This is a genomic window from Leptolyngbya sp. FACHB-36 (genome assembly GCF_014695955.1).
Lineage (GTDB): Bacteria > Cyanobacteriota > Cyanobacteriia > Leptolyngbyales > Leptolyngbyaceae > FACHB-36.
Map to the genome: position 1 here is coordinate 1 of NZ_JACJPG010000354.1, position 1965 is coordinate 1965.

1 protein-coding gene and 1 pseudogene are annotated in these 1965 nt (G+C 53.9%); one reads left to right on the forward strand and one right to left on the reverse strand.

Annotated elements, in window-relative coordinates:
- Positions 1-777, forward strand: a pseudogene (locus H6F43_RS10025) (hypothetical protein); the annotation flags it as partial.
- A gap of 3 nt (positions 778-780) precedes the next feature.
- Here H6F43_RS10025 and H6F43_RS10030 read toward each other — a convergent pair.
- A complete protein-coding gene (locus H6F43_RS10030; RefSeq protein WP_190342641.1) occupies positions 781-1674 on the reverse strand; it encodes a polysaccharide lyase in 894 nt (297 codons plus the stop codon).
- Positions 1675-1965 lie beyond the last annotated feature (291 nt).

The following is a 1965-nucleotide window of genomic DNA, read 5'->3' on the forward strand; positions in this document are numbered from 1 at the left end:
AATCGCGGTAATCAAAGCCTGTCAGTCGAAGGGTCGCGCAAGAAACGGGCGGCGAAGTTGGCAACGGCACGATTTCTGCTGGCATCGCAGGCGATGAGCTTTGTGCTGTTCTTGCTGTGGCTGTCAGGAGTGCTGAATCCGATCGACGATGCAACGGAGTTTTGGGTGAGTCAGCAAAGAGCCGCACAGCAGGCGTATACGCGGATCGAGGCGATCGACCACGGCATCACTCCCAACGATGGAAAAGATGATGCCGTCGCGCTGCAAGCCCTGATTGATCGACTGCCTGTCAAACAGCCCACACAGATTACGCTGCCGATCGGAGAGATCGATCTGTTTCATCCTGTAACTGTCAGCCGCAGCAATCTACGGCTTCAAGGACGTGGGGCAGGGCGGACCGTTTTGCAGGTTCACGTTGACCACACGATCGACGAGTCGGTGCTGCAAGTTCGACCCAAGCAGGTAGCACAGCCCGTTTCGACTCAGGCGACAACTGCCCGCCTAGAAAGTGTTCAACTCAGCGGCTTTACGCTGTCTCCGGTTGCCCAAGGTGCTATCCAACCGCCTGTAGACGGAATTGTTTTAGAAAATGTCGTGCGCTCCTCAGTTAAAAACATCAATTTCCAGAAGGGGAGCCGCTATCCACTGGTTCTGAAGCAAACGCAGGATGTCAGAGTGGAGTATGTGACGATCGAGGGAACACCAAACCAGATCGTGCTGAAAAACGCAGTCAACACGCATACAGGGGGACTGAGCGTATTGCCTGCGGAGTCGTAATGGTTACGATTGCGTCTCCACAGACGAAACCGAGAAGTTTGCAAAGTCAATGTGGACGTCTTTAGGCGTTGCCCAAGACGCATTGCTACCACCAAAAAAGGTTGAGAAGAAGATGCCGTCGATTTTCAGGGCTGAGCTGGTGCGGAAGCTCAGCCCTGAGCGAACTAGCACTTCTTGACCATCTAGCCAGACGCGCACCTGCCCATTCGCCTTTCCCGGTTGGTTCAGCGTTACTTCTTGCTCCAGTCGGTGCCACGTTCCGGGCTTAAACCGCCACGCACCTCGACCGATCGAGGTTCCATTCTCTTGGCTGCTGGGTAGGTACGCATAGATTTCCCCCTCGCCTTGCCGCCGCCACATAAAGCGCGTCGAAAACCCATTGGTGCCGTCAGGAATGTTGCCGCCGCTGTTGACGCTGCCGCCAAACAGTCCGGGGAGCTTGCCGCCTTTCACAAAGTCGAAGTCGGGTGAGAACCGAACTGAATAGCTCAGCTTAAGGGCATCTTGAGCAGGCAGTTCCAGATCGGCATAAAACTGCACGCCGCCCAGGGGAGTACCGTCTGTGCGAGCAGCATTAGGGCTAGAAGAGTTTGCGGGATAGCGCACCCGCAGCACTCGATTGAACTGACCGCTGGCGTCGGGCACAACGCTCATATTCTGAAATCCCCAAGACCCTTTCTGTCGGATGCCCCAAGCAGTCTGCCAATTGGCTGCAAACTGACTAGACCAGAGTGGCGATCGAGCCACTGCACTCGCTGTCGAAGAAATGGCAGGGTCATTCACAGCAGCAGGATTGTTTGCAAGTGAAGCTGAATTCGACGAATTACAGCTACTGATCAGCAGCAGTAACATGGCGGGTAGCGTGCTAAGCAGCAATCGCTTCCAGACAAGATTCATGTAGCTCCCTTATCGTTGGATACTTCATCCTTACAGGTTGCAACGAAATTGGGGCAGTACGACGCAACTGCCCCAATAGAACCCAATTTAAAGTCTCTCAAGATCGCTTTGAAAGGTACCTCAAAGCGACAAAACCGATTTCGGACCGTTTTGAGAGTTGAAAAACTCTCAAAACGGTCCAACAGAGCACTATGCTCGACCAATGCCCACGTAGCGGAAACCTGCCTGTTCTAGAGCGGTCTCGTCAAGGAAGTTACGACCGTCGATGATGATAGGCGTATGCATCAGAGT